The 23,463-nt window shown below is 43.6% G+C and carries 26 protein-coding genes; 15 read left to right on the forward strand and 11 right to left on the reverse strand.

What is annotated here, in order from left to right:
- The first annotated feature begins 37 nt into the window (after positions 1-37).
- Together F955_RS14375 and F955_RS14380 are read left to right on the forward strand one after the other, a co-directional pair.
- The gene (locus tag F955_RS14375) at positions 38-496 is read left to right on the forward strand and encodes a DMT family transporter (RefSeq protein WP_004896185.1); all 459 of its coding nucleotides are present in this window, start codon (positions 38-40) and stop codon (positions 494-496) included.
- Positions 497-536: 40 nt separating this feature from the next.
- Positions 537-1,895 carry an MATE family efflux transporter gene (locus F955_RS14380; protein ID WP_004896186.1) on the forward strand — a complete coding sequence of 453 codons (1,359 nt, stop codon included), beginning with the start codon at positions 537-539 and terminating at the stop codon, positions 1,893-1,895.
- A 236-nt stretch (positions 1,896-2,131) separates the two neighbouring features.
- On the opposite strand, the gene F955_RS14385 is transcribed toward F955_RS14380, so the two are convergent.
- Complete coding sequence (locus F955_RS14385; protein WP_004809883.1) at positions 2,132-2,341, reverse strand: DUF1737 domain-containing protein; 210 nt, start codon at positions 2,339-2,341, stop codon at positions 2,132-2,134.
- A gap of 255 nt (positions 2,342-2,596) precedes the next feature.
- Between F955_RS14385 and F955_RS14395 the strand changes: the two genes are divergently transcribed.
- Complete coding sequence (locus F955_RS14395; RefSeq protein WP_004809887.1) at positions 2,597-3,895, forward strand: ABC1 kinase family protein; 1,299 nt, start codon at positions 2,597-2,599, stop codon at positions 3,893-3,895.
- Positions 3,896-4,012: 117 nt separating this feature from the next.
- On the forward strand, positions 4,013-4,264 hold the full coding sequence (locus F955_RS14400) for a type B 50S ribosomal protein L31 (protein WP_004809889.1): 252 nt from the start codon (positions 4,013-4,015) through the stop codon (positions 4,262-4,264).
- Between the two features lie 62 nt (positions 4,265-4,326).
- On the opposite strand, the gene crcB is transcribed toward F955_RS14400, so the two are convergent.
- The gene (crcB, locus tag F955_RS14405; protein ID WP_004896190.1) at positions 4,327-4,707 is read right to left on the reverse strand and encodes a fluoride efflux transporter CrcB; all 381 of its coding nucleotides are present in this window, start codon (positions 4,705-4,707) and stop codon (positions 4,327-4,329) included.
- A 167-nt stretch (positions 4,708-4,874) separates the two neighbouring features.
- Between crcB and F955_RS14410 the strand changes: the two genes are divergently transcribed.
- The gene (locus F955_RS14410) at positions 4,875-5,207 is read left to right on the forward strand and encodes a HopJ type III effector protein (RefSeq protein ID WP_004896192.1); all 333 of its coding nucleotides are present in this window, start codon (positions 4,875-4,877) and stop codon (positions 5,205-5,207) included.
- Positions 5,208-5,287: 80 nt separating this feature from the next.
- Here F955_RS14410 and F955_RS14415 read toward each other — a convergent pair whose 3' ends face one another.
- Positions 5,288-5,839 (reverse strand): hypothetical protein, encoded by a 552-nt coding sequence (locus tag F955_RS14415; RefSeq protein WP_004809895.1) that lies wholly within the window; start codon positions 5,837-5,839, stop codon positions 5,288-5,290.
- A gap of 195 nt (positions 5,840-6,034) precedes the next feature.
- Here F955_RS14415 and F955_RS14420 point away from each other — a divergent pair, with 195 nt between their 5' ends.
- Positions 6,035-6,661 (forward strand): class I SAM-dependent methyltransferase, encoded by a 627-nt coding sequence (locus F955_RS14420; RefSeq protein WP_004896194.1) that lies wholly within the window; start codon positions 6,035-6,037, stop codon positions 6,659-6,661.
- A gap of 14 nt (positions 6,662-6,675) precedes the next feature.
- Here F955_RS14420 and F955_RS14425 read toward each other — a convergent pair whose 3' ends face one another.
- Positions 6,676-7,257 (reverse strand): hypothetical protein, encoded by a 582-nt coding sequence (locus F955_RS14425; RefSeq protein ID WP_004896195.1) that lies wholly within the window; start codon positions 7,255-7,257, stop codon positions 6,676-6,678.
- An 11-nt stretch (positions 7,258-7,268) separates the two neighbouring features.
- Positions 7,269-7,745: a Holliday junction resolvase-like protein gene (locus F955_RS14430; RefSeq protein ID WP_004809901.1), complete on the reverse strand. Its 477-nt coding sequence runs from the start codon at positions 7,743-7,745 to the stop codon at positions 7,269-7,271.
- 123 nt (positions 7,746-7,868) lie between these two features.
- Between F955_RS14430 and F955_RS14435 the strand changes: the two genes are divergently transcribed.
- The 4 genes from F955_RS14435 to F955_RS14450 all read left to right on the forward strand — a co-directional run bounded on the left by F955_RS14435 (position 7,869) and on the right by F955_RS14450 (position 10,971).
- A complete protein-coding gene (locus F955_RS14435; RefSeq protein ID WP_004809903.1) occupies positions 7,869-8,513 on the forward strand; it encodes a ParA family protein in 645 nt (214 codons plus the stop codon).
- A gap of 116 nt (positions 8,514-8,629) precedes the next feature.
- Positions 8,630-9,769, forward strand: coding sequence for an AI-2E family transporter (locus F955_RS14440; RefSeq protein WP_004896196.1), 1,140 nt, complete (start codon positions 8,630-8,632; stop codon positions 9,767-9,769).
- A 128-nt stretch (positions 9,770-9,897) separates the two neighbouring features.
- Positions 9,898-10,461: a superoxide dismutase family protein gene (sodC, locus tag F955_RS14445; RefSeq protein ID WP_004809907.1), complete on the forward strand. Its 564-nt coding sequence runs from the start codon at positions 9,898-9,900 to the stop codon at positions 10,459-10,461.
- A gap of 213 nt (positions 10,462-10,674) precedes the next feature.
- Positions 10,675-10,971: a DUF3817 domain-containing protein gene (locus tag F955_RS14450; protein WP_004896197.1), complete on the forward strand. Its 297-nt coding sequence runs from the start codon at positions 10,675-10,677 to the stop codon at positions 10,969-10,971.
- 209 nt (positions 10,972-11,180) lie between these two features.
- On the opposite strand, the gene craA is transcribed toward F955_RS14450, so the two are convergent.
- The 3 genes from craA to F955_RS14465 all read right to left on the reverse strand — a co-directional run bounded on the left by craA (position 11,181) and on the right by F955_RS14465 (position 14,589).
- Positions 11,181-12,410 carry a chloramphenicol efflux MFS transporter CraA gene (gene craA / locus F955_RS14455; protein ID WP_004896199.1) on the reverse strand — a complete coding sequence of 410 codons (1,230 nt, stop codon included), beginning with the start codon at positions 12,408-12,410 and terminating at the stop codon, positions 11,181-11,183.
- A 249-nt stretch (positions 12,411-12,659) separates the two neighbouring features.
- Positions 12,660-13,037 carry a hypothetical protein gene (locus F955_RS14460; RefSeq protein WP_004896201.1) on the reverse strand — a complete coding sequence of 126 codons (378 nt, stop codon included), beginning with the start codon at positions 13,035-13,037 and terminating at the stop codon, positions 12,660-12,662.
- A gap of 142 nt (positions 13,038-13,179) precedes the next feature.
- Complete coding sequence (locus F955_RS14465) at positions 13,180-14,589, reverse strand: FAD-binding oxidoreductase (protein ID WP_026056737.1); 1,410 nt, start codon at positions 14,587-14,589, stop codon at positions 13,180-13,182.
- 354 nt (positions 14,590-14,943) lie between these two features.
- Here F955_RS14465 and serA point away from each other — a divergent pair, with 354 nt between their 5' ends.
- The 3 genes from serA (at position 14,944) to F955_RS14480 (ending at position 18,299) form a co-directional block, all read left to right on the forward strand.
- The gene (gene serA / locus F955_RS14470) at positions 14,944-16,176 is read left to right on the forward strand and encodes a phosphoglycerate dehydrogenase (protein ID WP_004809918.1); all 1,233 of its coding nucleotides are present in this window, start codon (positions 14,944-14,946) and stop codon (positions 16,174-16,176) included.
- A gap of 123 nt (positions 16,177-16,299) precedes the next feature.
- Positions 16,300-17,175 (forward strand): EamA family transporter, encoded by an 876-nt coding sequence (locus F955_RS14475; RefSeq protein ID WP_004896205.1) that lies wholly within the window; start codon positions 16,300-16,302, stop codon positions 17,173-17,175.
- A 245-nt stretch (positions 17,176-17,420) separates the two neighbouring features.
- A complete protein-coding gene (locus F955_RS14480) occupies positions 17,421-18,299 on the forward strand; it encodes an EamA family transporter (RefSeq protein WP_004896206.1) in 879 nt (292 codons plus the stop codon).
- Between the two features lie 65 nt (positions 18,300-18,364).
- On the opposite strand, the gene F955_RS14485 is transcribed toward F955_RS14480, so the two are convergent.
- The 3 genes from F955_RS14485 to truB all read right to left on the reverse strand — a co-directional run bounded on the left by F955_RS14485 (position 18,365) and on the right by truB (position 20,654).
- Positions 18,365-18,832: a hemerythrin domain-containing protein gene (locus F955_RS14485; protein WP_004809925.1), complete on the reverse strand. Its 468-nt coding sequence runs from the start codon at positions 18,830-18,832 to the stop codon at positions 18,365-18,367.
- 126 nt (positions 18,833-18,958) lie between these two features.
- Positions 18,959-19,726: a sulfite exporter TauE/SafE family protein gene (locus tag F955_RS14490; RefSeq protein ID WP_004896209.1), complete on the reverse strand. Its 768-nt coding sequence runs from the start codon at positions 19,724-19,726 to the stop codon at positions 18,959-18,961.
- Between the two features lie 22 nt (positions 19,727-19,748).
- Positions 19,749-20,654, reverse strand: a complete 906-nt coding sequence (gene truB / locus F955_RS14495; protein ID WP_004896210.1) for a tRNA pseudouridine(55) synthase TruB — start codon at positions 20,652-20,654, stop codon at positions 19,749-19,751.
- Positions 20,655-20,810: 156 nt separating this feature from the next.
- Here truB and F955_RS14500 point away from each other — a divergent pair, with 156 nt between their 5' ends.
- Together F955_RS14500 and F955_RS14505 are read left to right on the forward strand one after the other, a co-directional pair.
- Positions 20,811-21,842, forward strand: coding sequence for a lipase secretion chaperone (locus F955_RS14500; protein ID WP_004896211.1), 1,032 nt, complete (start codon positions 20,811-20,813; stop codon positions 21,840-21,842).
- Between the two features lie 396 nt (positions 21,843-22,238).
- Positions 22,239-23,249, forward strand: a complete 1,011-nt coding sequence (locus tag F955_RS14505) for a lipase family alpha/beta hydrolase (protein WP_004896212.1) — start codon at positions 22,239-22,241, stop codon at positions 23,247-23,249.
- The last annotated feature ends 214 nt before the right edge of the window (positions 23,250-23,463 follow it).

Below are 23,463 nucleotides of genomic sequence, written 5' to 3' on the forward strand. Positions count from 1 at the left end.
AGACTCATTTTAACTCAACAAAAACAAGATCCTGAGAATGAAAATATCTTCCGAGATCCTGCTGTTTATCCCTTTGGCAATGGCAATTGGTATTGCCTTAAGTTTTCAGACCGGTATCAATACCCAGCTACGGGAATATTTATATTCTCCCTTACAAGCTGCCCTTTTCTCCTTTCTGATTGGTACAATATTGCTTGCTGTGTTGGTATTTTTTCAACAGGTGGATAAACCGAGCCTCAGTACATTTACGCAATTGCCCTGGTATTTATGGCTGGGTGGTGTCCTTGGTGTCTATGCAATTAGCATGAGCATCTATAGTGCGCCTAAGCTTGGGCTACTGACTTTGTCTGCATTGGTAATTTTTGGACAGCTGGTCTCTTCCATGATCATTGATCATTTTGGCTGGTTCGACAGTGAAAAAATACAACTCAACTGGCAACGTCTTCTGGGTGGCGTGGTGATTTTTATTGGTGTGCTTCTCACTTTACAACGCTAAACCTTCTATCTAAGCACATGATGAAAGATGAGTATTTTTTGTGTCGAATGTTTCGTCAGCCACAACCCTAAGCTTTGAATTAAAACGACTGTTCACCTTAATGTTGCCCATTTTGATCACCCAGTTTTCCCAAGCTGGTCTTGGTCTGATTGATACCATTATGGCGGGGCATCTGTCTGCAACTGATCTGGCAGCCATTGCGGTCGGAGTCGGGTTATGGATTCCGGTGATGTTATTATTTAGTGGCATCATGATTGCTACTACTCCTTTAGTGGCTGAAGCTTACGGTGCTCGCACTCCCGAGAAAATTTCAACGATTGCCCGTCAATCCCTTTGGGTAGCTTTAGTACTCGGGGTGATCGCAGGACTAGTTTTGCAGATTTTACCTCTAACCCTACCTTTGCTGGGTGTGCCGGAAAGCTTGCAGCCTAAGGCTGGCCTGTTCCTGCATGCCATTGGTTTTGGTATGCCAGCCGTGACTATGTATGCAGCACTGCGTGGCTATTCCGAGGCAATCGGTTATCCACGCCCAGTCACTGTAATCAGTCTATTGGCCCTGCTGGCATTAATACCACTCAACTTTATTTTTATGTATGGTTTCGGTCCAATTCCTGCATTGGGCAGCGCTGGTTGTGGTTTTGCTACAGCGATTCTGCAATGGCTGATGCTGATTACGCTTGCGATTTATATTCTAAAAAATAAGTCTTATCAGGCAACCCAACCCTTTACTCACTGGGAAAAAATTAATACTTACTGGCTCAAACGTATTCTCAAGTTAGGCTTACCGATTGGTCTGGCAATTTTCTTTGAAGTAAGCATTTTCAGTACGGCAGCGATTGTCCTGAGTCCACTCGGTGAAACCATTGTCGCGGCACATCAAATTGCGATCTCCATTACATCGCAGCTATTTATGATTCCGATGTCTTTAGCGATTGCTTTGACGATCCGTGTTGGAACCTATTATGGCGAGAAAAACTGGGTCGCAATGCGTCAGGTGCAATGGCTGGGTTTAGCCACTGCTACTGTACTCGCCGTATTGACCATGCTGCTGCTGTGGTTCTTTAAGCATGAGATTGTGGCGCTGTATACCTCAGAAATGCAGGTCTCCCAGATCGCAGTGTATCTGGTGTTGTTTGCAATTGCCTATCAGTTGATGGATGCCTGGCAGATCAGTGCGGCAGGTTGCTTACGTGGTATGCAAGACACCAAAGGCCCGATGTGGATCACCATGCTTGCTTATTGGGTGATTGCCTTCCCGGTCGGTGTCTATCTGTCCAGATTTACGGATATGAGTGCGGCCGGTGTCTGGGTGGGGCTGATTGTCGGTCTGAGTGTGGCCTGTGTACTACTGCTGATGCGTCTCTATAGCAACAATAAACGTTTAATTCAGCAGGCTTAAAAGAATTAACAAGGGTGAACTTTCAATCCTATATTCAATTAACCCGCAAGCGACATGGCTGTCGCCGTTGATCAGTCATCTTGCGCCACGCTTTAAAGCAGTGCTTAAAGCGTGGCCCAGAATATAGCATCAGTAATAAAGGGGTTTTATTACTTTTGCCGCTGTGAAAGTAAAAACCACCTACACAATAAGATAAAAATGCGAATGAAACATTGAGGGCATGATCATTCAGAACTCTAGTTCGCCTCTAAAGCTGCTTTTAAACCCTGTGGAATCTCAGACTCATCTGCTACTTCTTTAATGACGACCTGGCCCACAATCACTTCCGTTCCATTAAAAGTCATGGTTGGTGAACCATACAGCTCATAGCCTTCATTTAATGCCTTGGTGACACGGGCACAAAAATGCACATCATCCTTGCCGGTAAAATAACGATAAACTTTCATGGAATAGTCTTAGCTTAAATCATGCTGACTATTCTAATCTCATCAATGCATAAAAACTCAGAATTAATGGTGAACCCAATCACTCTAAATAATGAATCAAAGCGGTATTGGCACAGTTTTTGGAAGATTATTGAAGAAATTGTAAAGTATGAGATTGGGCTGGCAACACAACCTCTACAATTAGTTATAGGCATTTACGCCTTTGTCGCCTATGATCAAAGACAGCATTAAAAAGATGATTTTGAGGAATTCCGCATGGCAAAAACGGCTAGCACACCCGGTCGTCGCTTTATGAAACTTGCCGGTATGACAGCAAGTATCGCCAGCAAAACATTATCAAATTCTATTAAAAATTTAACTGCCGACGAAGAGCAGAAAAATGCAGCGCGCAGCAAACTTTTTCAGGATATTGGTGTACAGATTGCCGATACCCTTGGAGAAATGAAAGGCGCAGTGATGAAAGTCGGTCAGATCGCTTCTCAATATAAAGATATTTTTCCGCCTGAAGTCGCACGTGCCATTTCCAAGTTGCAACGTCAGGCGCCAGCCATGCCGTTTAATGTGATTAAAGCACAGGTTGAAAAAGAGCTTGGCAAACCGCTGGAGCAGATTTTCCAGGATTTTGAACCTAAACCTTTTGCGGCTGCCTCGATTGGTCAGGTGCATAAAGCCACCTTGCCGAATGGTCAGCAAGTCGTGGTGAAAGTGCAATATCCGGGTGTAGAAGAAGCTTGTGAAAGCGACCTAAAACAGGTCCGTCTGGCGTTACGTCTGATGGGGGTATTGAAAATTGACCGTAAACTGCAAGATCAGCTGTTTAAGGAAATTCAGCACAGTCTGGACGATGAGCTGAACTATGAAATCGAAGCACAAAATTTAGAGGTTGCTCGTGCTTTCCACGAAACACTGGATAGCAAGATTGTAATTCCACAAGTCTATCCGGATTATTCGTCACGGCATATTCTGACTTTAAGTCTGGAACATGGTGAAAGCATTGAAACTGCCAGTACTTGGCCGGTGGAAATCCGTAATGATCTGGGCCGTCGCCTGTTCCGTGCCATTGGCCAGGAAATTTTCTATCTGCGTCGTTTCCACTGTGACCCGCATCCGGGTAACTTCGCCTTCCGTGAAGATGGCACAGTGATTATTTACGATTTCGGTGGTGTAAAAACTTTATCTACTGAAGTGATTGGTCATTTTAGAGAGTTAGTACATGCAGCTCGGGAACAGAATATTCCGATGATCGAGCAACAGCTAGACTCGCTTAAGTCACTTACAGAACTTGGAAAATTCCCTCAGGAACTGTATGAACAGTGGCTGGAAGTACTGTTACGCCCACTAAATGGCTATTATGATTTTGAGGAAAACTCGGCGCACCATGACGGTGTAGAGCTGATCAAGCCATCCTTGAAATATTGGGACGTTTTTAAACCTTCTCCTGATACTTTGATGGTAAACCGGACCATTTCAGGACAATACTGGAACCTGATTCATTTAAAAGTTAAAGATGATCTCAGTGATGTATTTGAGGAGCTGGTACCGAAACGTGCCTAAGCTTTAACAAGAGTTACACCAGGATACACATCGTTACTGGGCGTATATTGAAAACAATATTGTTATATTATAACATAACATTAAATCTAATCATTGTTGTTCAAGCAAGGTAAAAATATGCGTCCAGATATCCATCCAGAGTATCGTGAAGTACTATTTCATGACACCAATGCCGATGTTTATTTCGTTATCGGCAGCACCATGAATTCCAGCCAGACTCGTGAATACGAAGGCAAAACTTACCCTTATGTCACTCTCGATATTTCAAGTGCGTCTCATCCCTTCTATACCGGTGAGCAGCGTCAAACCAGTAATGAAGGCCGCGTAGCAAGCTTCAATAAACGTTTTGCACGCTTTAAACGCAGTTAAACCTTAATGTCTCATTTCTAAATCCTCTATTGTCAGGAAATCTCCCTAGTTTCCTGACTTTTTTATGCCTGCGCTAAAGCCAGCTGAGTCAGATAGAAACCAATTCCCAGCAGCAGTACACCGACAATCACACTGGATACGACATAACTGATAGCAATTGTTAGCGCTCCCTGTTTAAGCAGCTGAAAAGTTTCCAAACCAAAACTGGAAAAAGTAGTAAAACCACCCAAGATCCCCACCATAAATAACAGCCGTGCTTCATTCTGTAGAAAGCTGTATTTCTGGCTAAAGGCAAAGAAGATCCCCGCACATAAACAACCGATAATATTGATCCACCAGGTCGGCCAAGGAAATAACATCTGCGGCTTGAAAATCAGCATGCCTGTTGCATAACGCAGTGTCGCCCCGATTGCGCCGCCCATTGCCACCAAAAGCCAGTTCATGTCCTCTCCGTTATCCTTCAATCCTGAATACGTCATCAGCCCTTATATTGGGCGAGAATAATGAATAACATCATGCACCTAAAATTGCACAATGAACATGGATCTTTGCCAAAAAATTGGTATATTCGACACCATTCATATTTATTTAAGTTCTAGAGGGAAACCCCATGGCTCAGGAATTACTGGCTCAATTGGCTGCTGGCGAAGCAAAATTTGCTGATGTAATTGCATTCATTGATGCACGCTATCAGCACACACCAACAGCTTTTAAAAATGGTCAACAAGCCAATGCCGCTACTGAAAACCAGGGTAGTGCAAAAGTATTCTCTTTTGCTAAATTGAATGGTCTGGATCAGGCGCAAACTTTGAGTCTGTTTGCTGAACACTATGCCGCAGTACTGGCAACGCCTGAAGCGACCGACCACCAGAATATCCGTCAGTTCATGCTCAATGGCTGGGATGGGATTCAGTTTGAAGGCGAAGCGCTAGCTGCTAAATAAATGCTCAATCAAGCTATAAAAAAACCGCTCCTTTGAGCGGTTTTCTTTTCCTATAAATTGCCATGAATGAACTTTTATCACTAACTACGTTGTACCTTTTCAATCCACTGAATTGAATTAACACGAAACACTTCACACGCGCCATCACCTGTATCGGTCGGAGTCAATGATGAGGTCCATACCAGATCTTTATCTCGCACTTCAACCAGCTCGCCTTTCAAACGGACCAGATCACCACGTTTGACCTGTTTAATGGCTTTGGCAATCTGCGGATTGGCAGGAATGATATGCATATTGGATACCATCTGCATGGCTTGTGCTTTAGGCACTGGAATACGATCCATTTTCCAGTTCAGATAGCGGTCATACTGGTTTACCGTGATATGCCGGGCAATTTCCGGTTCAGCAAATAGTCCCCAACTTACTGCATAATCAATTGGAGAAAATTTGGCCTGCGGATCATTATTATAAATTTTTGAACCCAAGATCCGGAAATCACCTTTAAACGGCTGCAATACCGAAATTGACTGGCCTTTTGCCACGGGTGGCAAGCCTTTGGCAATATTATGTTCTACGGATGCTTGTGACAGCACCGGTAACATCAGACCCAGACACAGGGCAATATGCTTCATGCTTTTCAACCTCATCTTGCTTTTATCCCAACCATCTCAGTTCATCTGTTTACCAAATATCTTAGCGCGAACTTATGAAGGAAATAGTTGAAATTGGTAACAATGTGCTATGAATGAGTCGTACTAAAAATTATATTTACCGAGGAATTTTCGGTTAAGCTAAGCGCAATCCAGCAATAAATTGAACCTAAAATCATGCTGTATAAACTTTATCAAAAACACATTTTCCCGCATCTGCTAAATCAGGTCATGCAAACCGCATCACTCATGGATCTGCGCCGTGAACTGCTACTTGGGGTTTCTGGTGAAGTTCTGGAAATCGGTTTCGGTACCGGGCTGAATCTACCCTTCTATCAAGGCGTCCATACCGTCTATGCCTTAGAGCCTAATCTCGAAATTTTTAAATTAGGCCAAGAGCGGATTCAGACGACGCCTTTTGTGGTTGAGCACATTCTTGCCAGTGCTGAAGCATTACCTTTTGATCGTGATCAGCTGGAAAATGTAGTTTCAACCTGGACTCTCTGCAGTATTCCTGATCTGTATCAAAGCCTGAAGGAGATTTATCGGGTACTGATGCCGGGTGGAACTTTGCATGTAGCAGAACATGTACTGAATCGGCAGAATCTGAACATACAACGTTTACAGCATTTATTGACCCCGATTCAGAAAAAAGTCGCGGATGGCTGCCATCTTGATCGGGATATTGAAACTGCTTTACTTGAAGCTGGTTTTGAACTGGATGAAGTAAAATATGTCGATGCCGCTGGTATTCCAAGTATTGGACAGCGTATGTTGCTGGCCCGGGCACGTAAGCCTGTTTGATGCATTAAATAAAATCAATTCACCTGAATAGCATGCACTTTAAGCAACTGACATTGGGCGCGATGTTTCGACCCGATTCCTGCCTGAAAAGCCTGACCTGTAGTACCCGACTGTACAGTGACAATGTTACCCTGAAGATGAACCTGCTGCCCTGATTTCAGACGGCGAATCTGATTGGCAATATTTTCATTGGCGGCAATCAGGCTAAAGTGCTGTACATGGGTTTTAATGGCTTCCTGCTGCGCTGTATTGATTGTACCTTCAATCTGGAAGCAGCGTTTTGGCTGATCGAGCTGCAGTTTAGCCTGCATAGTAGTGGGCAAAGGCTGAATCGCCAGCAAGATATCAATATTACTGACATAGGCCAGATCATTAAAACTGCCCACAAAGGGACTGGCCTGATGCAAGACCCGACGGTTTGGTTTGATAAACGATTTATCCAGCACTGTATACGTTGCTGAAACAGGCTGCACCGCTTCTACCTTAAAATTCTTGAGAACGCCGCTTTCTTCCAGATGAGGGATAGCGCGAAAATACTCTGACCAGACCCAGATCCCAAATGCGAATAGTGCTGCGGTGATCAGTAACTTATCCATATGATCTTTTCCTAATCCTCGAATTCTTCAAAATCGATACGGATGGTTTCAAAGCGTACCCGTCCTTCCTGAATTGCCCGGGCAATTGCCTGTTGCCCTTTGCTCAGCCTTGCGCCACCACTCTTGATATCAATCAGCACCACTTCAATATCTTCGGCCAGACCATCACCATCACGGAAGTCGGTATAACCATCAAAAACTACATAATCTACCGGATCACCCAGGAACTTGGCATCACTGGGTAAATACTGAAATTCAGGCATAATCGGTGCTAACTGTTCGGCCATTTTCCCCTTGAGTACAGCACGGCTGGTATTTACGCTACGCTTCTGGGCGGCCGTCAGAGCCTGCTGATGTTCCAATTCCAGCTCGGCAATATACTGTTCATATTCTGCCTTGATGCGGCCATTACGGCTTTGCCCCAGAATGAGTGTGGTTAGCACAATCCCGATACACGCTCCTATTAACATTGCCATCCATATGGACATTCAATCTTCCTTAATTTTCACTTAAGTTATGGTTAGATTCGACTGAAGTCGAGGTTTTCCGCCATCTGCCGATCAGAAAAGAATGATATGCTAGCAATGTACATAAATAAATCACCCCCACTCATGAAAACAATTTTAGTTGCAAATCAGAAAGGTGGTTGTGGCAAGACAATGACTGCCATCAGCCTAGCATCAGCACTGGCCCAAAAAGGTTACAAGGTTGCGCTTGCTGATGCCGATAACCAGAAATCTGCACTGCAATGGCTAAAACATCGCCCTGAAAATGCTGCTCCGATTCAGAGTCTGGACTGGCGTAGTACCAAATCTATTGGCGATGCACCCAAGAAAATCGAATACCTGATCATTGATGCGCCAGGCGCTTTAAATGGTGAGCATGCGGAACAACTGGTCAGTGAAGCACATGCCATTATCATTCCTTTACAGCCTTCATTTTTTGATATCGATTCGACCCGCCGTTTTCTGAAACATCTTCAGGAAATCAAGCGGATTCGTAAAGGTAAAGTCCAGATTCTGCTTCTGGCAAATCGTAACAGGCCGAATGCAGCATCGAATCAGGAAATTCAGCAGTTCTTTGACCGTATTGAACAGCAGCCGGTGGCATGGATTTCTGAACGTGCACCGTATGGACGTCTGGCGATGGAAGGTCTGTCGATTTTCGATAAACCACAAAAAATGTACCGGGAAATGCAGGCACAATGGCAACCTGTATTAAATGCCATTATCGATGATCCAGCCCAATGGTTCTAAACTCGCAGCGTACGATATCTTTTTTTTGATAAAAGAATCCGTATAACTTTGTCAGTGTACATTTGCGCCCGGCTTTTTTTCAGTTAATATGCCTGACAGACCTAAGGAATGAGTCATTGAATTCAGTGCAACAATACGCGCCTACATTACAAAAAGTTTTATTGTTTGGATTATTTTTTATCCTGCTTTATTTGAGTTTTAATGTACTCAAATACTTTATTGTACCTGTAGTTTGGGCAGCCATTATTGCCTATATGACTTGGCCTCTGTATCAGTCTATCAAACGCTCTGTCGGTTCAAGACCGAACCTGAGTGCGATTATCATGATGATTATGGTAACGCTGGTGGTCGGTATTCCACTAACATTTGCCATCTTCCTGCTGCAACATGAAGGTCGTAGCCTGTATTACGAATTACAGAAACAGGTCTTTTCTGGTCATCTCAATGTTCCAGACTTTATTCGTAATCTGCCCCTTGTAGGTAAGGAAATTTCCCGTACCTTGCGTGATATCAATAACGACCCGAACAGCATTGTCCAGAATATTTCCATCTGGATTCAGGGGCACCTGAACTACGGTAAAGTGGTATTTAATGAAATCAGCAAAAACCTGATTAAGTTAGGTTTTGCGATGCTGTCTTTGTTCTTTTTCTACCGTGATGGCGAAATCATTCTGAAACAGGTCAGCAAAGCCTTAGAAAAAGTGATTGGTCCACGTGTGCATCATTATCTGGATACCATTTCTGATACCACGCGTGCCGTGGTCTATGGTGTTGGACTGACTGCAATTGCACAGGCCCTCCTTGCGGGTGTAAGTTACTTTGTCGCAGGTGTGCCAAACCCGATGGTTCTGACCATTATTACTTTTATTTTTGCCCTGATTCCGTTTGGCCCACCTATGGCGTATGGTGCAGTATCCCTCTGGCTATTTTCACAAGGTCAAACTATCGAAGCGATTGGCGTGATGGCATGGGGCGTCTGTATCGTCAGCACGGCCGATAATGTAATTCGTCCATTGGTCATTTCCGGCGCAACCCAGATTCCATTCCTGCTGATCATGTTTGGTGTACTTGGCGGTATTGCCAGCTTCGGTCTGATTGGGGTATTTATCGGTCCAGTGATTCTGGCTGTACTACTGGCAATCTGGCGTGAATGGCTGCATGAAAATGGCCAGAATGAACCGCTAATGATGCCGAAAGCCACGCTGGCCTATGATCTGGAAGAAGAAAAGAAAGATCCACCAACATCGTCACTTTAAGTGGTGTTGGCAGCGCTTATATCGCATTACAAAGCTAAAACATTTAAGTGCTTAATCCATATAGAATTGTCATAAATTCTCTGTTTCAATGAGGACACAAAATCAAAATAAGTATGGGATGCCATATCATGTCTGCATTGTTTAAGTCATCAATGTTCAAGTTATCTGCACTGGGTATTATCAGTGCGGCCCTGTTCACTGGTTGTGCAACCTCCTCGACTCAACCAAGTATCGACAATATGAAAGCGGTTACGGTAAATGCTGTATCTCCACAAGGTGTGGGTCAGTCGATTGGTATGGTTTACCTGGCTGATAGCCCGGCAGGACTGGTGATTCGTACCAATTTAAGCAACTTGCCTGCGGGTGAACGTGGTTTCCATATTCATGAAAATGGTTCATGTGCTCCTGCTGAAAAAGACGGTAAAGTCGGCGCTGCAATTGCTGCGGGCGGTCACCTGAATACCAATCAGGCACCGAATCACGGTACGCCAATGAGTGGTCACCTCGGTGACTTGCCAGCGCTGAAAGTAGCTGCTGATGGTACTGCGAAAGTGACTGTGGTTGCACCACGCTTAAAGCTGGCTGATGTTCAAGGCCGTGCCATCATGGTTCATGCTGGTGGTGATAACTACTCTGATTCACCTAAACCACTTGGCGGTGGTGGTGACCGTATTGCCTGTGGCGTGATCTAATTCATTGACTACAGCAAAGCACCTTCCCGGAGGTGCTTTTTTATATCTTATAAATCATACAGATCATTTTACCAATATAAAAACACAGCTAAAACCAACCATACAACTCTGAATTATTTATTTTAAATACAATTACTTATAGTTATAAAGCCTATTTATTCTGCTACTTATATCGGCTACACTCGTAGAGTTTCCAAATATTCTGACTTGCTTATGAACATCAAAACCCTACGCCTTATTGGCCTGATTGAAGGTATTTCTTTCCTGCTGTTGTTATTTATTGCCATGCCGGTGAAGTACATGATGGACAATCCTGTTTTGGTGAAATATATCGGCATGGGGCATGGCGTGTTATTTATTCTTTTTATAGTAGTGCTGTTTGCGGTATGTGAAAAACAGAAATGGGCACTCAGTATGTTTATTATGGGCCTGATCGCTTCAATTCTGCCATTTGGGCCATTTATCTTTGATATGAAATTAAAAAAGCTGGAGCAGCCGGCTGAAGCTTAATTTTGGGATTGCAATCATTATCAAATGGTAATGGACATTCCCTCTCCTTTTAGGAGATGAGCAGTACTGCAGCACAAGGGGAAGATTATTTTATTAATATTTCCCTCTCTCTAACTCTCTCGCAGAGGGAGAGAGAACATTCAATACATTTTATCAAAGGGATATAAAGTAAATACCTTCATTTATATAAAAATTTAAAAAGGAGAGGCTTAAAACTCCCCTCTTTCCTTTCTTTCTGCTATCAGTGTTTTTAAACATGCTCTTGGAATGCCAAACCACAGTGCAATCAGCACAGCACAAGAAATACTATAACCCCCAATATTATAAGCTTCATAAATCACCCGTACCAGTTCAATCACAGCGAAGAAGCTCAGCATCATTAGTACAGATAATGCAGCCGCTACGGTGCCCTTAGACACTTCAGAAGACATCAAAGCAAAACGGTAAATAACCGAAAAACTCAAGCCTTCACCGAAACTGATTAGAGTCATGCCCAGAATCAGGCAGTGTACAAAATATTCTGGAATAAACAGCCCCGCGACGATGACCAATGTCCCAATAAACATCAGCGGGACGGCACGCATGACGGTATGACCTAATGGCATTTTGTCGATGATTTTTAGCAAGACCAGATTACCTGCTATCAGGCCGCCCAAAACTGGAATCTGGGCCAAACCATACTGCATACTGGTCAGGCCCAAATGCTCGACCAGCATAACTGGGGATAATGCAATCCACAACATTAACGGCATGCAGATGGTGGGCAATGACATGGTTAGTGTCACAAAGCGCTTATTCTTTAGTACTTCTTTGAAGTCATCCCAGACATAACTCAGCGGCTGTTTAACCCGACTGATTTGAGGGTCAGGCATTTTGGCTTTAAGACCAAACCAGCTCAAAAAAGCCAAGAAGGCAATCCCGATAAAACCCCAATGCCAGGATACATGCTCAATCATAAAGGCACCGAGCACAGGCCCCAACAATGGCGCGAGCAAAGACACATTTGCCATGAGTGCCATAACTTTAATGGCATCACGTTCTTCAAAGGTTTCTTGAATTGCGGCATAACCTACTGCACCGATCACAGATAGGCCGAAGCCTTGTAAAAAGCGCAGTGCAATAAAGCTTTCAATATTCGGAGCAAACAGAATTGCCAGACAAGTTATAACAAAGAAAGCGACACCGCCAAGTAATACGGTTTTACGACTGAGTCGATCAGATAAAGGGCCAAGCACAGCCGCAATAAATGCCCCACCCAATAAATAAAAAGACATGGACGACGGCGCCCAGGTACTGCTCACACCAAACTCTTTGGTAATAGCGAGCATGGCGGGTTGTACCAGGTCATTGCCGATATAGACGGAGAACTCAAACAGTACCAGCGCCAATGGGAACATAATGGTGGCACGGGTGAGTTTTGTCGTTTGAATATTTTGCATGGAAGAGTTAAGGCTCATTTACTCTTTTTAGAATTTTAAAAGAGCTGAATTTGGAAAAATTTAGCAAAGTGTAGCAGAGTTTATTGTTTAAAGCTTTTTGGGTTAAGTCTATCTAAATATAACTATTTAATAACTTCTATAAGTTGCGTATTTATAAATTTAAAATAAATTAAGCCATTCTTAAAAAAAGAAAAAAGCGCATCCTTAAAATACGCTTTTAACTAAGACCTGTTTAAAGAGCAAACAATATTATGGACACGGCTCTTGCTGGAATTTTTTCTTATCATTTCCCCGCAAGCATTGATAAGCTTTCTGAGTATTGACCAGCTCCCACTGACGACCATCCAGCTTAAAGTGATAAATGGTTTGAATGGCTTTTACCGAATCATCTTTCAGCCCGGTTTCTGTCACTTTCACCTGACCTGCAGTAGGTGACTCTACATTATTAAAGAATTGACGTAGTTCCACTGTTGCAAGGTTCTCACGCAGTTCAGGGCGCAATTTTAAAACCTGCTCTAGTGGGGTATCTGGTGACTGTAATTTAAAAATTGTATCCTGCGTCGTTGCACAACCACCTGTTACAGCCACACCCAAAGTCAAAGTTGCCAATAAAATTATTCGTAGCATGGTCTTGTTTCCATTGTTGTCTTTATTATCAAAAACTATGATGCCGGGCTTTCTTTTTACCGACTATTGAGACAATGTAAGTACGATTACACAACAATAAAAAAAGCGCACCTTTCGATGCGCTTTTGTAAATTTGACCAGATTAAAGATCGAATAATTTACCCGGGTTCATGATGCCTTTCGGATCGAACACTTTTTTCAGGGCTTTCATATATTCGATTTCTTCAGCTGAACGTGAATATTCAAGATATGGCTTTTTGGTCATACCTACACCATGTTCCGCAGAAATTGAACCGTCATATTTTTTCACGGTATCAAACACATACTTGTTTACGACCTGACATTTGGCAAAGAATTCATCTTTAGACAAATCAGCAGGTTTTAAGATGTTTAGGTGTAAGTTACCGTCACCGATATGACCGAACCAGCAGATCTCAAAGTCAGGATAGTTCTCAGAAACAATCGCATCAATTTCCTTAATAAATGCAGGAACGTGCGTGATTAGAACTGAAATGTCATTTTTGTATGGAATAAACGGCGCGATTGACTCAGAGATGTCTTCACGTAAACGCCACAAACTTTCCACCTGATCCAGACTCTGGCTCATCACACCGTCCAGCACCCAACCCTGTTCCATACAGTGTTCAAAGATTTCCATCGCCTTGTCCATAATCGGCTCAAATGGCGCTTCAAACTCAAGCAATACATAGAATGGGCATTCAGTTTCAAATGGGCGCTGTACATGTCCATTGGCCAGGACTTTTTGCATTGCCAGTTCACCAAAGAACTCGAACGCTGTTAAATCAATTTTTGCCTGGAAAGCGTGGAGCACTGGCATCACTGCTTCAAAGTCAGGTACACCCAGCACCATCACTTGTAAATCTTGTGGTTGACGTTCTAATTTAATTTCTGCTTCAGTCACTAGACCCAGCGTACCTTCACCACCGATGAATAAGTGTTGTAGCGCATAACCGGTTGCATTCTTGATCATGCCCTTGTTCAGACGTAATACATCACCTTTACCCGTCACCACAGTCAGGCCAAGTACCCAGTTACGGGTCATGCCATATTTGATCACTTTAATGCCGCCAGCATTAGTCCCGATGTTACCGCCAATTTGCGATGAACCTGCTGAAGCAAAGTCGACTGGATAATACATCCCCTGTTCTTCAGCATAGTTTTGCAACTGTTCAGTCACGACACCTGCCTGCACGCGTACCATACGGTCTGCCGGGAAGAATTCCAGAATCTGGTTCATCTTGTCCATGCTGACTACGATCTCGCCGTTGGCAGCCACTGCACCTGCCGAAAGACCAGTACGACCACCTGATGGTGTCACTGCAACGTTAAATTGGTTCGCCAATTTTACGATGTCTTGAACCTGCTCAGTGGTTGATGGGAAAACGATGACTGACGGGTTTGGATCAAAGTGCTTAGTATGATCGCGACCCCAATTCTGGAGGCTGTCCGTATCGGTTTTAATACGGTTTTCACCTACAATTGCAGTCAATTGGGTCAATAACTCAGGGGTTAAAGCGACTGGAGCATTCATCGTTTGCAGACCTAGCATGAAGTAAACAAGAGAAAGGTCGTCTGTTTATTTGCATATTTTTCAGGCATCAAGGCCTGTATGAAATTCAGACGATACATGACCATTAAAGCATCAAAACGGGCTGCTTTAAAAGCATGGCGCAATATTATAAGCTATTTTTAGGCGATTCCCTGAAAAAATGACAATTTAGCTAATATACCTTTGAAAATGATAGTTTAATTCAACCAGAATCATCATTTTCACCAATATCACTTGCAAAAATACCTGATATTCACGTCACGAAGGAAATGTAAATCAGGTACTTTCCTATGCTATTATACCGCGACTAAATTTGGCCTTTGTAGCGGAGCCGTAATGAGCCAACATCTATCTCTACCTAAAGATAAAATCCGTTTTCTATTGCTAGAAGGCGTTCACCAGAACGCAATCGACACATTGAATGCAGCTGGATATACCAACATCGACTATCGCAAAACGGCGCTTGAGGGTGAAGCACTGAAAGAAGCGATCAAAGATGCGCACTTTATTGGTATCCGTTCCCGTACTCAGCTCACTGAAGAAGTGTTTGAAGCTGCGAACAAACTGATCGCGGTAGGATGTTTCTGTATCGGTACGAACCAAGTGAACCTAGATGCTGCTATGCGTCGTGGTATTCCGGTATTCAACGCACCATATTCAAATACTCGTTCGGTTGCTGAACTTGTACTTGCTGAAGCAATTCTTCTTCTTCGCCGTGTACCTGAAAAATCGACAGATACACATGCAGGCGGCTGGAACAAATCTGCTGTAGGTTCATTCGAAACGCGTGGTAAGACTTTAGGTATCGTAGGTTACGGTTCAATTGGCTCACAACTTTCTGTGCTTGCTGAAAGCATGGGTATGAAAGTCATCTACTTCGATACAGTGACTAAATTACCTTTAGGTAATGCACGTCAGGTTGGTTCATTAGGTGAACTTCTTGCCAATGCTGATGTCGTATCTCTACACGTGCCAGACGTTCCATCGACACGTAACTTCATGACCAAAGACCAATTCGCGCAAATGAAAGAAGGTTCGATCTTCATTAACGCGGCACGTGGTACGTGTGTAGTGATTGAAGACTTGGCAGATGCACTTAAATCGGGTCACCTTGCAGGTGCTGCGGTTGACGTGTTCCCGAAAGAGCCGAAAGCAAACGGTGAAGAATTTGTTTCTCCACTGCGTAACATTCCAAACGTGATTCTGACTCCACACGTGGGCGGTTCTACTATGGAAGCTCAGGCGAATATCGGTCTGGAAGTTGCTGAAAAATTCGTGGCTTATTCTGACAAAGGTATGACACTTTCTGCGGTGAACTTCCCAGAAATTGCGCTTCCATTGACTGAAGGCAAACACCGTCTGCTTCACATCCACAAAAACATCCCGGGTGTTCTGTCTAAGATTAACAATCTGTTTGCTGAACACGGCATCAACATCTCTGGTCAGTCTTTAATGACCAAAGGTGATGTGGGTTACCTCGTGATGGATGTAGATGCGACTGCATCTAAAGAAGCACTTGATACGCTACACGAAGTTGAAGGCACAATTCGCGTACGCGTATTGTTCTAATTCAACTACTGAAAAAACCGCAGGCTTCGGTCTGCGGTTTTTTTATTTTTTAGGGATTTATTTTCCCTGAGTACAGTCCGCTCCTGTGCGCAGTATTCGATTACTTCGAAGCCAAATTTAGTCATGCCAGATTTTAAAATTGCACCGATGGTGCAAGCGCCACTGATTTTGCTGATCGCCATGATCAGCATGCAAAGCAGTGGCTCCTTTGCCAAATATCTGTTTGGCCAGTTTCCAATTCTGACGGTTTCCGCAATGCGCCTATTCTTAGGTGCAGCCGTGTTGGCGTTGATTTTTAAGATCTGGCAAATCAATTTCCGTCAGGTGAAATGGTCAGCGATTATCAGTTATGGCTTAGCTCTGGCTGGCATGAATATGCTGTTCTATCTGGCGATTGATCGCCTGCCACTCGGTATTGCAGTTTCTTTTGAATTTATTGGGCCACTCAGTGTGGCGCTATTTCATGCCCGGCAGAAATTTGATTTTATCTGGGTCGGGCTGGCAATTCTGGGACTGGTGCTGCTGTTTCCCTTTGATCAGGCCGCACAGCCACTTGATCCGATTGGTATTCTATTTGCCTTGAGTGCAGGTGCCTGCTGGGCACTGTATATCGTCGCGGGACAGAAGCCTTCCGGGGTTTCCGGCAACCATACCGTGTGCTTAGGCATGTTTGTCGGTATGCTGGTACTGATGCCAATTGCACTCTTTGCAGGAATGCCAGCTCATACTTTTGAACCAATCAGCCTGATGTACTTTTTAGCTCTGGCAATATTGGCCAGTGCACTGCCCTTTACCCTGGAAATGATTGCACTTAGAAATTTAACCGCTTTGAGTTTTGGAACCTTGATGAGTCTGGAACCTGCAATTGCAGCATTTTCCGGTTTTATCTTTTTGGGTGAAACTTTATTATGGACCGAATGGCTGGCATTAGGCACAATCATTAGCGCTTCAATTAGCTGTACGGTGACCATGCAAAAGCGCAAAAATAAAAATATTTAAATCATTGATCATTTTCTACTGTAGGAATTTTTAAATTCAAAGTTTTGCGCAGTGATTTTTACACTTTGAATTTAAAATTTTCTGGTCATTTATGGAGCTTAAAAATTTAAATTCATTTGCTTTAAATTTAAGGCAACTGTTCACAAAATATTCTCTCCGCCTACTCATCAAAAATTAACCAGTTTGCTATAATCTGCCTTTCTCCCTGACCTGAATTCTGTGCCTGCCTGGCATATCAAACTCCCATGCCAAACGCCCAACTCCTTGCTGTGTTGTACATGGTTTTATCCATGACTTCATACCAGATCAGTGCATCCTTTGCGAAGCAATTATTTACTGTACTGGACCCGCTGACAGTAACCATTTTGCGTCTATGTTTTGCCGCCATTATTGTCTGTGTGATGTTCCGTTCCTGGAAAATTATCTCGCGACTGCCCTATCTCAAATGGAAAGATTTACTCTGCTACAGCGCGGCACTTGGCCTGATGAATATCCTGTTTTATATGTCACTGGGCAGACTGCCTCAAGGGATTGCAGTCGGCCTGGAATTTGTAGGACCGCTAGGGCTGGCACTGTTATCGATTAAAAATCGCAGTGATTATATCTGGGTAATTCTGGCAATTTTAGGAATCGCATTGATGGTGCCATGGGGACAAGCTGCCAATCATCAGTTTGACCTGCTGGGTGCTGCCTGTGCATTAGGTGCTGGTCTATGCTGGGCCTTCTATATTTTCTTTGGTCAGCGTGTGGTACAGCAGAATATGGGTATGCATGCCCTGACCATTGCCATCAGTATTTCTGCGCTATGTTTACTTCCATTCGGACTATATCACAATGCTGCAGCAGTCCTCGATACCCAGCATTGGGGCAAAGCCATTACCATTGCAATTCTGGCAACAGCAATTCCCTATGCACTGGATCTGAAAGCACTTAAACAGCTGAACAAGATGAGCTATGGCACCCTGTCCAGCCTTTCTCCTGCGCTGGCAGCCTTAACCGGTTTTATCCTGCTTGGTGAACGTACCGGCGTATTACAATGGATTGCTTTGGCCTGTATTATGCTGGCTTCCGTCGGGGTCACATTGCGTGCTGCACGTCAGGCCAGAAAGGCAAAAACAGCTTAAATATCTCTTAAAAAAGATGGCTGAACAGCCATCTTTTTTTGCAATACAGTTTTTGAATTTAAAACTTAACTTTGTACCAGCATGTCTTTTTTCATGTCTTTATAACGCTGATATTCATTCTTGTACTGCACAGCTAAAGCGGTCTTTTGCTCTTCTCCAAGAATTTTACCTGCCTGCTGAAAGAAGCCATGTTCTTCTTCTTTTAAGTGATGATGAACCTTTTCTGAAAGTCTTTTGGCAATCGCAATCCAGCCCGGATTACTAAATTCGGTTGCAGTCAGCTCTTCAATCATCTCATCCATTTCATGATGTTCTGCCAAGGCATGACGGGTAATATTCAATCCCGAATCAGTCATCATCAATGGAATATAGAAATAGCGGTCTTCTGCAGTTTCATGGGCAAAGAGTTCGTTTTTAAGCTGCTTGAACAACTCACGGCGTTCTGCCGTATCCCCGGAAGTTTGTAATAGTTTTTCAGCGAGATCACGCTGAATTTCATGACTTTCCCTGAGTGCTTCAAAAATGGTGGTCATGTAATTTTTCTCCTGTTTTTGTCATGCCTTTTTGCATCATAAAGAGGAAATGGCAAGGGTTCAGGAGGTTTTATAAGTAGAAATTGTATAAAAAACTTTAATATCGAGAATGGTTTACATCTATTTTTAAATCAAAAACATCTGATAAGCCATCCGGCAGATCAGCAAACTGACCAATATGAGAAACAGAATCCGGATAAAACCACTGCCATATTTAAAGGCCAGTTTCACCCCAACAATCGAGCCTGCAATATTCGCCACCGCCATCATGGCACCGATCATAAACAGCACATGACCTGTTGGAATAAAGAAACTCAGTGCAGCCAGATTCGTAGTGAAATTGGCAATTTTCGAAAGTGCTGACGCATGTAAAAAATCCACGCTCAGATAACGGATAAAGAAAAATATAAAGAAACTGCCCGTGCCCGGACCAAAAATTCCGTCATAAAACCCGATCATCAAGCTACCAATGGCAGCGAACATCAGCATTTTCCGTGTCAATTTTTGCTCGACATGTACCCGGCCGAACTGTTTTTTCATGAAAGTATAGACCGCGATCACGATCAGCATGACCAGCACAAAAGGCTTGAGAATATCGACCGGAATTAGCGTGACGCTGGCCGCGCCAGCAAAAGAACTGATATAGCTACACAAGGCAACCACGCCGAGCAAAGCCCACGGCAATTTCACCTGTCGCAAATAGGAAAGTGCCGCGGAGGCTGTGCCGAAAATGGAAGCCAGCTTATTGGTACCGAACACGGTCGCTGGCTGCAGATACGGTAGGCTGCTCATAATCGCTGGAATCTGGATTAGACCACCACCACCGACGGCGGCATCAATTGCCCCTGCCATAAAGGCAAAGCCAATCAGACTGATGATGATCTCGATGTCCATATCAACTTTCTCTTAATATTTACTAGAGATTTAACACACGCTTCGGCACCAGACGCTTACGATCAGTAATTTCTGCCAGGCCCAGACATTTCTCACCCTCAAATACCAGCACTTGTGGCTCTGCCGGATGGTCAATATTACTTTCCATACCACGGCTAAAATATTCAGCACGGCCTTCTGGCGCTTGAACCTGCGGAAAATGCTGCACGGGCGCATAAGCCGGTAGCAATAAAGCTTCACGCTCTTCTTCGCTCAGGCTTTCCAGATATTCAATGGTATAACTTGGAATGATGTCAAAATGACCCGTTTGCGTACGATGCAAATAAGTCAGATGACCATAAGTACCCAATGCCTTGGCAATATCTTCACCCAGTACACGGATATACGTGCCTTTAGAACAGGTCACGTTCAGCGTGATGCTATTTTCAGTAAAAGATAAAAGTTCGATGGCATAAATGGTAATTGGACGCGCTTCACGCTCAATTTCAATACCTTTACGCGCCAGCTCATACAGCGGACGACCTTCTTTTTTCAGTGCTGAATACATCGGTGGTACTTGCTGGATTTCACCAACAAATTGGGCAATCGTATCCTTGATTAGCTGTTCATTCAGTTCAGGAACAGCTTGTTCAAGCAGGATTTCCCCCTCGACATCACCGGTAGTCGTGCTATGACCTAGAAAAATAGTCGTTTGATAACGCTTGGTTGAATCCAGCAGATAATGCGAAAACTTGGTCGCCTCTCCCAGACAGACTGGCAGTAAACCAGATGCCAGTGGATCCAGCGCACCTGTGTGTCCGGCTTTTTGCGCACGATATAGCCAGCGTACTTTTTGCAGTGCAGCATTTGAGCTGATGCCTAGAGGCTTATTTAACAGGAACACACCGCTGATATGACGACGCTGAATTTTAGGAGATGAAGATTTCATGGCAAAAAATCAGACAATTTTTAAGTTGGCGCAATGGTAAAACCCTGGTCAATGTTTTACAACTTTTCTATGCTATTCAATCTGTATTTATGGCATATTGAGCCGATTCATTTCTTGATAATAATTGAAGAAAAACAAAATAAAGGTGCATAGGACATGCAGAAATATAAAATATGGATCATTGTTGCTTTAGTGATCCTGTGTCTGGTCACGCTGTTACTGTGGCTTTCCCCTCAGGATGAAAAGCAGACTTCGAATGAACCAGGTAGCGCTCAGCCAGCCATACTAGATAGGGAAGCAAACGCCCTGAATGTCAGTGCCCAGAACAATACTTTTTTTGCCAGCGCCAGCCAGCAGGATACCGAAATCAACTGTCAGATGCAGCTGGATAGCAGTAATCGCCTGATCGTGAATGAACAGACCCGCAACTGTTTTGAATATTTCATTACCCAGTACGGTGAAAAAACTATTGAACAGATTCAGCAGGACTTTAAGACCTATATTTCTCAGAACCACAAAGAACCCGCCCTGTCCCAGATTCTGGATCTATGGGATCGCTATATGCAGTATCGTCAGAGTCTTGGTGAAATAACCCCACCTGCCGGTCTGAATCAGGAAGATCCTGCCTATTACCGCAGTATCTATACCAGTACCCAGAATCTGCGTAAACGATTTTTCTCTAATTATGAAATTGAAGGACTGTTTGGTACCGAAGATACTTATCATGAATATACGCTGGATCGTATGGCAGTTCTGGCAGATAAGAACTTAAGTGAAGCTGAAAAAGCACAGAAACTGAAAGAACTGTTTCAGCAGCTTCCAGAAGATTGGCAGGAAAATCTGGAGCAGCTCAATAAGCTAGAAGATCTACGCAAACTGACCGCAGATATTAAAGCGCGTGGTGGCTCGACTGAAGAAATCCGCCAGATGCGTTTAAATCTGGTGGGTCCTGAAGCCACACAGCGTCTGGAAAATCTGGATAGTAAACGCACGAGCTGGAAGTCCAGTGTGACCAGCTATTTAAATGAGCGTGATAGCATTATGCAAAGCGGCCTGAATGACAGTGCCAAGCAAAAAGCAGTTCAAGAGCTACGTGCGCAGCATTTCAAAAAACCGGAAGAACGTCTACGTGTAGAAACTTTTGAACAGGTACATGATCAGGGAGGTAAGCTACCCTTCGCAGATTAAGCCTAAAAGCCATCACCTGTTGATGGCTTTTTTATCACTGCCATTTGGACAATTTTGTATTTGAACTTCAAGGAGCTACTTCTATGATTGTTTCAAAATATTTTCTCTTACATAAATTTACTTAAGCAAATTATAAATATTTCAAAGACTTTTTATTTAAATACATGTGCATATAAAACATACACTTAAAATTAAACTTCCTTCTGTCAAACATGTCCCCAAATGACATGGTTTTAGACAGCTAAAATGAAAAAATACCGCTACTTACAAAGAAAAATGGCTCGGCCACTCAAGGCTAAGACTGTATTTTATTTTAAAACGTCTGATGGTGTGGGCTACATCACTCTAGAAAAGCAATGATTGCTTGAATAACGATAAAATTAAAAAGGGACGGTTATGCGTACTTTCAACAAGACAGCACAGTTACTGACTGTGACTTTAGCAGCGGCTTTGGGCTTAAGCTTTGCTGCACAAACCCAGGCAGCGGCAAGTGCCACACAAGTCATCGAAAAGACCAAGTCCGATTATGCCAAAACCAAATATCCGATCTTGATGGTACATGGCTGGCTAGGCTGGTCACGCATTGGTACCGATAGTATCGGACTGGATTACTGGTATCAGATTCTGCCGGATATGGCTCGTAATGGCTCGACCGTATTTGCTGCACAATTGTCTCCGGCAAACACAACGATGCACCGCGGTGAACAACTGATTCATCAGGTTGAAGATGTTCTGGCCATTACCGGCAAGAAAAAACTGAACTTGATTGGTCATTCCCATGGTGGGCCGACGGTACTCTATGTTGCAGCGACCCAACCGCAGTATATCGCTTCGATTACCGGCGTGGCAGGCACCTACCACGGTTCCAAAGTTGCAGATGATATCCAGAACAATAGCCTGAGCCGTACTGCCTTCAACATTCTAGGTGATTATATTGTTGGGCCTTTGATTGCACTCGGTCAGTTGAAGCCGGAACTGGAAATTGATTTTGATGCCTCCATGAAATCTCTGACCCAGACCGGTTCGAATACCTTTAATGCCACCGTGGCACAGCAAATGGTGAAAGATGGTGTACTGGCTTCGAACGAAAACTGTAATAAAAATTTAAAACAGAAAGACAGCAAAGGCATTCATTACTATTCCTGGACAGGCGTAGCCCAAGCTACCAATGCTCTGGATATTGATACGATCCTGATGCAGTTAAGTCCTTTATCATATGGCAATAAAGACAATGATGGCATGGTGTCACGTTGTAGCGCGTTCATGGGTAAAGTCATCCATGACCAGTACAAACTTAACCATACTGATCTGGCCAATATGATGTTTGGTCTGAAAGGAATGTTTGCACCAGATCCAGTTGCGCTCTATCGTCAGCACGCCAACCGACTCAAATTACAGGGCTTATAACGCGAGTGCCTATATTTCCAGTGAAATATAGGCTTTTTTTCTGATTCTTTTTTATTTGGCTTATCCGTGATCTAAAAGCTGTAATGGAAAAATAATAGATCACTTAAGTTTTTGCTGTGGGTTTCCCGATTGGCTGACCCTTATTTTTTAATCAAGTAGTACCTTTATAACCGTAACAGCATAGAAAACTGAGTTCCTGCGATAAGGGAACTTT

Source organism: Acinetobacter schindleri CIP 107287, assembly GCF_000368625.1.
Taxonomy (GTDB): Bacteria; Pseudomonadota; Gammaproteobacteria; order Pseudomonadales; family Moraxellaceae; genus Acinetobacter; species Acinetobacter schindleri.

What these genes read in the sequence shown, in the direction of transcription:
- F955_RS14375 (WP_004896185.1), top strand. Translation starts at nt 38, where the DNA reads ATGAAAATATCTTCCGAGATCCTGCTGTTTATCCCTTTGGCAATGGCA.
- F955_RS14385 (WP_004809883.1), bottom strand. Translation starts at nt 2,341, where the DNA reads ATGAAAGTTTATCGTTATTTTACCGGCAAGGATGATGTGCATTTTTGT.
- F955_RS14395 (WP_004809887.1), top strand. Translation starts at nt 2,597, where the DNA reads ATGGCAAAAACGGCTAGCACACCCGGTCGTCGCTTTATGAAACTTGCC.
- F955_RS14400 (WP_004809889.1), top strand. Translation starts at nt 4,013, where the DNA reads ATGCGTCCAGATATCCATCCAGAGTATCGTGAAGTACTATTTCATGAC.
- crcB (WP_004896190.1), bottom strand. Translation starts at nt 4,707, where the DNA reads ATGAACTGGCTTTTGGTGGCAATGGGCGGCGCAATCGGGGCGACACTG.
- F955_RS14410 (WP_004896192.1), top strand. Translation starts at nt 4,875, where the DNA reads ATGGCTCAGGAATTACTGGCTCAATTGGCTGCTGGCGAAGCAAAATTT.
- F955_RS14415 (WP_004809895.1), bottom strand. Translation starts at nt 5,839, where the DNA reads ATGAAGCATATTGCCCTGTGTCTGGGTCTGATGTTACCGGTGCTGTCA.
- F955_RS14420 (WP_004896194.1), top strand. Translation starts at nt 6,035, where the DNA reads ATGCTGTATAAACTTTATCAAAAACACATTTTCCCGCATCTGCTAAAT.
- F955_RS14425 (WP_004896195.1), bottom strand. Translation starts at nt 7,257, where the DNA reads ATGGATAAGTTACTGATCACCGCAGCACTATTCGCATTTGGGATCTGG.
- F955_RS14430 (WP_004809901.1), bottom strand. Translation starts at nt 7,745, where the DNA reads ATGTCCATATGGATGGCAATGTTAATAGGAGCGTGTATCGGGATTGTG.
- F955_RS14435 (WP_004809903.1), top strand. Translation starts at nt 7,869, where the DNA reads ATGAAAACAATTTTAGTTGCAAATCAGAAAGGTGGTTGTGGCAAGACA.
- sodC (WP_004809907.1), top strand. Translation starts at nt 9,898, where the DNA reads ATGTCTGCATTGTTTAAGTCATCAATGTTCAAGTTATCTGCACTGGGT.
- F955_RS14450 (WP_004896197.1), top strand. Translation starts at nt 10,675, where the DNA reads ATGAACATCAAAACCCTACGCCTTATTGGCCTGATTGAAGGTATTTCT.
- craA (WP_004896199.1), bottom strand. Translation starts at nt 12,410, where the DNA reads ATGCAAAATATTCAAACGACAAAACTCACCCGTGCCACCATTATGTTC.
- F955_RS14460 (WP_004896201.1), bottom strand. Translation starts at nt 13,037, where the DNA reads ATGCTACGAATAATTTTATTGGCAACTTTGACTTTGGGTGTGGCTGTA.
- F955_RS14465 (WP_026056737.1), bottom strand. Translation starts at nt 14,589, where the DNA reads ATGAATGCTCCAGTCGCTTTAACCCCTGAGTTATTGACCCAATTGACT.
- serA (WP_004809918.1), top strand. Translation starts at nt 14,944, where the DNA reads ATGAGCCAACATCTATCTCTACCTAAAGATAAAATCCGTTTTCTATTG.
- F955_RS14475 (WP_004896205.1), top strand. Translation starts at nt 16,300, where the DNA reads ATGCCAGATTTTAAAATTGCACCGATGGTGCAAGCGCCACTGATTTTG.
- F955_RS14480 (WP_004896206.1), top strand. Translation starts at nt 17,421, where the DNA reads ATGCCAAACGCCCAACTCCTTGCTGTGTTGTACATGGTTTTATCCATG.
- F955_RS14485 (WP_004809925.1), bottom strand. Translation starts at nt 18,832, where the DNA reads ATGACCACCATTTTTGAAGCACTCAGGGAAAGTCATGAAATTCAGCGT.
- F955_RS14490 (WP_004896209.1), bottom strand. Translation starts at nt 19,726, where the DNA reads ATGGACATCGAGATCATCATCAGTCTGATTGGCTTTGCCTTTATGGCA.
- truB (WP_004896210.1), bottom strand. Translation starts at nt 20,654, where the DNA reads ATGAAATCTTCATCTCCTAAAATTCAGCGTCGTCATATCAGCGGTGTG.
- F955_RS14500 (WP_004896211.1), top strand. Translation starts at nt 20,811, where the DNA reads ATGCAGAAATATAAAATATGGATCATTGTTGCTTTAGTGATCCTGTGT.
- F955_RS14505 (WP_004896212.1), top strand. Translation starts at nt 22,239, where the DNA reads ATGCGTACTTTCAACAAGACAGCACAGTTACTGACTGTGACTTTAGCA.